Origin of the sequence: Acetobacterium sp. UBA5834 (assembly GCF_002435675.1) — a bacterium.
GTDB lineage: Bacteria > Bacillota > Clostridia > Eubacteriales > Eubacteriaceae > Acetobacterium > Acetobacterium wieringae.
Window position 1 is genome coordinate 1 of record NZ_DJGY01000042.1, and the last position, 7,099, is coordinate 7,099.

General features: G+C 38.4%; 7 protein-coding genes and 3 riboswitches. Of the genes, 6 read left to right on the plus strand and 1 reads right to left on the minus strand.

All coding sequences use genetic code 11. The features are described from left to right. The 5 genes from B3F51_RS08510 to B3F51_RS08530 form a co-directional block, all read left to right on the plus strand. The coding region (locus B3F51_RS08510) for a hypothetical protein (protein WP_286946589.1) at window positions 1-288 on the plus strand (288 nt) is incomplete at its 5' end. A gap of 56 nt (window positions 289-344) precedes the next feature. Continuing rightward, the gene (locus B3F51_RS08515; RefSeq protein ID WP_286946591.1) at window positions 345-1,835 is read left to right on the plus strand and encodes a lipopolysaccharide biosynthesis protein; all 1,491 of its coding nucleotides are present in this window, start codon (window positions 345-347) and stop codon (window positions 1,833-1,835) included. A 20-nt stretch (window positions 1,836-1,855) separates the two neighbouring features. Then, the gene (locus B3F51_RS08520) at window positions 1,856-3,316 is read left to right on the plus strand and encodes a lipopolysaccharide biosynthesis protein (RefSeq protein WP_286946592.1); all 1,461 of its coding nucleotides are present in this window, start codon (window positions 1,856-1,858) and stop codon (window positions 3,314-3,316) included. Window position 3,317: 1 nt separating this feature from the next. Beyond that, window positions 3,318-4,028 carry a WbqC family protein gene (locus tag B3F51_RS08525; protein WP_286946594.1) on the plus strand — a complete coding sequence of 237 codons (711 nt, stop codon included), beginning with the start codon at window positions 3,318-3,320 and terminating at the stop codon, window positions 4,026-4,028. Window positions 4,029-4,070: 42 nt separating this feature from the next. Then, window positions 4,071-4,937, plus strand: coding sequence for a WbqC family protein (locus tag B3F51_RS08530; RefSeq protein ID WP_228883478.1), 867 nt, complete (start codon window positions 4,071-4,073; stop codon window positions 4,935-4,937). A gap of 22 nt (window positions 4,938-4,959) precedes the next feature. Here the strand turns inward: B3F51_RS08530 and aat are convergent, their stop codons facing one another. Beyond that, window positions 4,960-5,823, minus strand: a complete 864-nt coding sequence (aat, locus tag B3F51_RS08535) for a leucyl/phenylalanyl-tRNA--protein transferase (RefSeq protein WP_228883479.1) — start codon at window positions 5,821-5,823, stop codon at window positions 4,960-4,962. 473 nt (window positions 5,824-6,296) lie between these two features. Further along, window positions 6,297-6,372: riboswitch (cyclic di-GMP riboswitch) on the plus strand. A 64-nt stretch (window positions 6,373-6,436) separates the two neighbouring features. Next, a riboswitch (cyclic di-GMP riboswitch) is annotated at window positions 6,437-6,512 on the plus strand. Window positions 6,513-6,545: 33 nt separating this feature from the next. Beyond that, a riboswitch (cyclic di-GMP riboswitch) is annotated at window positions 6,546-6,620 on the plus strand. Window positions 6,621-6,632: 12 nt separating this feature from the next. On the opposite strand from aat, the gene B3F51_RS08540 reads away from it, so the two are divergent. Beyond that, window positions 6,633-7,099: glycosyl hydrolase family 28-related protein (locus B3F51_RS08540; RefSeq protein ID WP_286946597.1), on the plus strand; the 467-nt coding region annotated here is incomplete at its 3' end.

Below are 7,099 nucleotides of genomic sequence, written 5' to 3' on the forward strand. Positions count from 1 at the left end.
CAAAAAGTACTTGCAAAAAACATGGAGGAAAAGAACATTGGTCGATGCGTTAAAATGAGCCCGGGTTTAGTCATTAAGTTGATTGTATCACCTGAAATAGCAGTTACGAGAAAGCCAGACCATAGTATCCTGGAATTAGAAAGAAAAGCAGACATTATTCATACACTGAGTTTTAGAGATGCTGTAATTTATAACGTTGATGCCAGTCAGCAGTACGATATAGAATTAAAAGCGATAAAGAAATTGATATGGAACTATCTATTTCAATGTTCGAAAACGAATGGATAAAATTTGGACGGATATTCTGATACGTGATGAATCTGAGATAAGGGCGGTTAGGGCTGATGAAAGTATCAAACAAAGATAAGGCATTTTTAGGTGTTTACTGGATGACAATTATGGGATTGGCCAGTGTTGTGATCCGGTTGTTAATCACGATGAGTTTGTCCAGATTATTGCTACCCCAAGAGTTTGGCCAAGTTGCAACGATTCAGATCATCATCAGCTTTGCTGAAATATTCTGGATGATGGGTGTGGGAAGTGCCATCGTTCAAAAAAAACAACTATCAGACGATTATATTGCAACCGGAAATACCTTAAACTTAATACTGGGGCTCATTATTTATTTGACCATCTTTATTTTTGCATCCGCAATTGCCAGCCTGGTTGGATCAGATGATATCACGATGTTGCGGGTTCTTTCGATCGTATTCGTAATTCATAGTATCTCAGGCGTTTCTGAAGCATTACTTCAAAAAGAAATGCGCTTTAAAACCATCAGCATTATAAATACGGTGGCGGCGATTATCAATGGGGCTGTGGCAATCATACTTGCTCTGAATGGCTTTGGTGCGTGGTCGCTCGTATTTGCTCAAATTATCAGTGTTCTGTTTCAAACCGTCATGTCAATTATCAAAAAGCCGATTAAATTCAGGTTGATAATTGAAAAAGAATCAGCAAAAGAACTAATTAATTTTGGTACCGGATATGCACTCTCGAAGCTATTTAATAATATTGCCAATCAGGGAGATTATTTTGTTGTAAGTCAAACACTTGGAAGTGCAGCTTTAGGATATTATAATCGAGCTTATCAATTGTTATTGGTACCCACAAACTTGATTGCCACAGTGATGGAACGGGTTTTGTTTCCTCTTTTGGCCATGTATCAGGATGAGCATGAAAAAATTCGCTATGTTGTCATGAATTTAACAGCGTTGATCGCTATTTTGGCTTTTCCAATTACGATTGTGTCGCTGACAATGGGTGCAGACTTAGTTCAAGTGGTCTTGGGCCCGAAATGGGAAGAAACCATCCTTCCCTTCAAAATATTAATTGTCAGCTTATTTTTTAGAATGGCATATAAAATTGGTGATGCGCTGGTACGTTCGTTGGGAGCGGTCTATAAACGACTATGGGTACAAATTGCATACGCAACACTGGTCATTGGGGGGGCATATATTGGTAAAGAATGGGGGATCGTCGGAGTTGCAGTGACAACAACAATTGCGATTATTATCAACTATTTTATCATGACGTTTCTGATTGGACATTTAGTTGAACTTAAAATACGAGAGTTATTGGGGTATTTAACGCCAATTATTCTTGTCAGTATTGTCATTGGGGGCGTCAGTTATCTGATTAGCACTCCCGTAGCAACCTTACCATATGCGCTGATCAGACTGATTGTCATGACCTTTGCAGTGGGTTTTATGTATCTTTTGGCTTTTAAATTTGTTATTATTAAATATATGCCCGAAGATTTCAGGGGGTTTATTGAAATTGTAAAAGATCAGACGACGAGAAAACTTGTACCGAAGAAAAAAATCATTAAATAACTTAACCTGGAAGAAGGATTATGGACGATAAGCAAATTAAATCTAAGGTGATTTCATCTTTGTTTTGGAAATTTATGGAGCGACTGGGAACGCAGGGAATACAGTTCGTTGTCCAAATTGTATTGGCGCGTCTCATATTGCCAGAAGAATATGGGACGATCGCATTAATTGCGATATTCATTTCGTTTGCCAATGTATTTGTACAATATGGCTTTAATACCGCACTTATCCAGAAGCAGGATGCAAATGAAACTGATTTTTCATCCGTGTTTTTTTTAAGTTTAGTGGTTGCCGGGGTATGTTATGTAATCCTGTTTATTTCGGCACCGCTGATTGCCGAGTTTTTTGAGAACCCAATGCTTATACCACTGCTGCGAGTCTTGTCGACCACCTTGTTTTTAGGTGGTTTGAATTCGATTCAAAATGCTGTTGTTGCCAGAAATTTGGAATTTAAAAAATTGTTTTACAGTAGTTTAGGAGCTGTTGTTGGTTCAGGAATAATCGGCATCGTGATGGCTTATAATGGGTTTGGTGCCTGGGCATTGGTAGCCCAGCAACTTACGAATCAATTGATGGTGGCGGGGATTCTTTGGTTTACAGTAAAATGGCGACCGGGGTTTTTATTTTCTCTGGAAAGCTTGAAAGGCCTTTTTTCATTTGGATGGAAATTATTAGTTTCCGCACTTATTAATATGCTTTATAATAATGTTCAAAGCTTGTTCATCGCAAAAATCTATAATCCGGCGATGCTGGGTTATTTTAATCGGGGTCAGCAATTTCCATCGTTGATTGTCTCAAATATAAATGGATCAATCCAATCGGTCATGTTTCCTGCCCTGGCCCTTAAACAGGATAATCGACAGCGAGTCAAGGAAATGGTCAGAAGAGCGATTGTGACCAGTGCCTTTTTTATCTTTCCGATGATGGTTGGATTGGCAGTGATTGCCGAACCACTGGTCACAATTCTCTTGACTGATAAATGGTTACCCTGTGTCCCATTCTTGCAGATTTCCTGTGCAGCATTTGCTTTGTTACCAATTCACACTGCTAATCTCCAGGCAATCAATGCCTTGGGCCGAAGTGATATATTTTTAAAACTGGAGATTATTAAAAATGTTGTCAGCTTAGCGATTTTAGGAGTCTCACTCGCATATGGTATCTATGCGATTGCTGCCGGGATGTTTTTTAGCAGCGTCGCCTCATCGTTTATCAATGCCTATCCCAATAAGAAGCTATTGGATTACAGTTATGTGCAACAATTGAAGGATGTTATGCCATCGCTGTTATTATCTTTGGCAATGGGTGGGATTATCTATTGTTTTTTATGGCTTAATATGAGTCCTTTAATAACCCTGACACTACAGGTAGGTGTCGGAATCTGTATTTATTTTGGAATAGCAAAATTACTTAAATTTGAATGTCTGACATATCTAATGGTCACCGCAAAGGAGATGTTGGACAATCGAAGGAAGCGTGAATAAGATGATCATTGGAATAATGCAACCCTATTTTTTTCCCTACCTGGGATATTTTAGTTTGTTAAAGCAGGTTGATCGGTTTATTTTGTTTGATACGGTTAAGTTTATTCGGCATGGGTGGATTGAAAGAAACCGAATTTTAAAACCGTGCGAAGGAGTCCAATATATTTGCGTACCGCTGGTAAAAGCTTCACACCTTGCAAAAATAAAAGATGTGTCAATCAGAAATAACGAAGACTGGCGAAATCATATCCTTTGCCAATTGAATCACTATAAAAAAAAAGCCCCCTTCTACAAGGAGACCATGGCGGTGGTCGAAAGAGCTTTGGCGATTAATACGGAAAGTATTACTTATTTAAATCATAATACAATGAACTGTGTTTGTGATTATCTGGGGATCAAAAAAAATATAGAGATTTTTTCACAAATGAACCTGGAAATTGAGCCAGCCAATGAACCGGATGAGTGGGCCCTTAATATCTGCAAAAAATTTGGAAATGTGGAGGAATACTGGAATCCGATTGGAGGGCTTTCATTTTTTAATCCTGAAAAATACGAAAAGTCTGGGATAAAAATACATTTTCACTCGGTGAAGATAAAGCGCTATCCCCAACGCCGTCCGGTATTTGAAGAAAAACTTTCAATCATTGATGTGATGATGTTTAATTCACCAACAGAGATAAACAGAATGCTGGATGACTATTCGTTATTTTAGCTGAGAAATCTGAACCGGGTTTTGGCAATGGAGATCCCTTTGATGAGTGATTATCAACAACACATTTTTAATGAGTGCAAAATGAATGCAAGTCACGCAGGCGCAGAATTACATGATAATTCTTATCAAATTCTCCCAAATTTCCCGGAAAGTAAAAACGAGTCAAAGAAAAAAAAGCGAGGAATCAAAATGGATGTTTCAATCATGCAACCTTATTTATTTCCTTATATTGGATATTTTCAAATGATTAATTGTTCAGATTATTTTGTGATTGCAGATGATGTGCAGTTTATCAGGAAAGGCTGGATCAACAGAAACCGGATTTTATTAAATGGCGAACCTTTACTGATCACATTACCATTAAATCGAGACAGTTCTTTCCTCGACATCAATAAACGGAGCTTTGTAATGCAATCTGACCCAAGGGGAAGGCGTGCATTCCTGAATAAAATTGTGAATTCATACCGGAAAGCCCCGGAATTCAAATTGATTTATCCTTTAATTGAAGTGATTGTGAATTTTAGCAATAATAACGTTGCAGAGTTCCTGACGAATAGTATAAAAGAAATTTGTGTATTTCTGGACATTGAAACAGAAATATTAATTGAATCCTCCTTTTTATTATCACCGGAACTAGATTATCAGGATTCAGTTATTTATGTGTGCAAAGAATTGAAGGCAAAACGTTACATAAATTCGATCGGTGGAATGGATTTATATTCAAAACGAAAATTTGCAGAAAATGGTATTGAACTTAAATTTATTAAAACGAGGGAGACATTAGAATACCGACAATTTTATTATCAGTTTGTGCCAAACTTATCGATCATTGATGTGATGATGTTTAATCCCAGGGATCGAATTAAAGCGATGCTAACAGAATATGACCTGGTTGAAGGCCACAATTAGATCATTGCGACATTAAAAGAATTCAAGATATCGGATCGAGGTTATTTTTTACTAAGTGATTTTTGACGGCTTGGCAAAAGTCCCAGTTTTCAAAAAGCTCTTCCCAGTTATTGATAATTGCAGGAACATTGATGCTTTGGTCTAATCGCTTCAGAAACTCATCACGCTCGATTGTGACGACGCCCATGCTTTTGAGATGATCGGTTGGCCAGGTTCCGCAATCGATCATCGTACAGTTCAATTCTTCCAGTCGAATGGTCAAGGCGATCATGGCAAATTTCGAAGCGTGGTTAACTCGTGTAAACATTGAAGAGATATAAAAATATGAGCCGCATGAGAAGCCAAACAATCCGGCCACCAGATTGCCATCTTGCCAAACCTCGATGGAGTGTTTGTAACCTAAATCATGTAAAGTGCAACACGATTTTTTACGGTCAGGGGTGAGCCAGGTGTACGCTTCTCGGGATTCGGTACAGCCATTGATGACATCATCAAACGCTTTGTCCACGGTCAGGTGAAAATGGTTGTGCTTAATTAAACGCCACATGACTTTTGAAATATGAAGATGCTCAGGAAACAAAACACAACGGATCTCTGAAGTCCACCATAAAATTGGCTGATCAACAAGTGATGATGGGTAAATACCATTTTTGAAAGCAAAAATAATTCGTTCAGGGCTTAGATCGCCGCCAACCGCTAATAATTCGCCAGCAGAACCCATCCGGACGCTCTTGTTCGCAGTTGTATGTGGTGGAAAATATAATTCTTTGGTTAAAAAATATGCTTTGCCTTTATACTGGATATGTTTTATATAAAATGCCTTGAGAGTACCATTGAACAATCGTGCATCCATTTTAATCAGTTGTGATTTGAAATTTTTAAACATAATTTAGCGCCTCCCGATACAAAGTTTCGTGTAAAAAAAGACTGATTGGGTACATTTATTTATTACCCAAAAATGTGATTTATCTGCGTTAAGTTAAAAAAATAAAATGAGTTGCATCACAAACTACCGATTTCTGAAATCAAAAATATCTGACAATTAAGCCATTTTGGCAAGGATAGCAATTGATCCGAAGAGATACCATATCTTGGAACAGAATATTTCTGGCATCAACATATAGCGCATGTGACGGTTTTGAAGCTCTGGCAAAAACAAATTTTAAAAAAGTTAAACAAGGCATTGACTAGTATCCAAAAATGTGATATAGTGAGCCCAAGAAAAGCAAATATTTTAATATTCGAATATTTGCTCAGCTAAGAGATTGTATGTAAGTGCGATTCAAAAAATGGAACGTATAAAACAATACTTAACAAATCAATTTGATTTGGGGAGTTGTTTAAGGTGCCGTTTATTTTCTACGATAAAAGCAAATTTGGTGAAAGTCAGAGACGCAAAGCTAAAGGGCCTGTAAAATGGCAGCCAGCTACCGAAAGGAAGGTAACATACTCAAAAAAAGCGATTACAAAATTTTAATATTGATCGTGGAATCACTTTCCAACGATAAAGGCAAACCTGTTGAAAAATAGGGACGCAAAGCTAAAGGGCCTGTAAAATGGCAGCCAGTTACCGAAAGGGAAGTTTTTTATTTGCAATTCATCGTTATTCAACGAAAAAGGCAAACCAACTGAAAAGTTGGGACGCAAAGCTAAGGGCCTGTAAAATGGCAGCCGGCTACCGAAAGGAATACCATCATGAAAAAAATATCTGTTTTTTTAGTCACATTATTTGTGTTATTTAGTGTTATGCCAATAAATTCGGCATTTGCAGCCAGAGTCAGACCTCCTAAAAAACCTGTCACAGTTACACAACCCGTAGTGACCGAACCCGTGGTGACCGAACCCGTAGTGACCGAACCCGTAGTGACCGAACCCGTGGTGACCGAACCCGTAGTGACTGAACCCGTAGTGACTGAACCAGTTGTCACACCACCACCAACACCAGTGACTCAGGGAGTCAGTGTCAAAGATTTTGGCGCAAAAGGGGATGGCATCACCAATGATACGGCAGCGATTCAAAATGCCATTAATGATGCCAGCAGTAAAAACGTTACCTTGACAGTTCCGGCAGGAACCTATGTGGTTACCAGTCAACTGGAAGTCAAGAACAATACCAGAATCAGCGGTTATGGTGCCACTTTATATATGGCGCCACAGCCGTC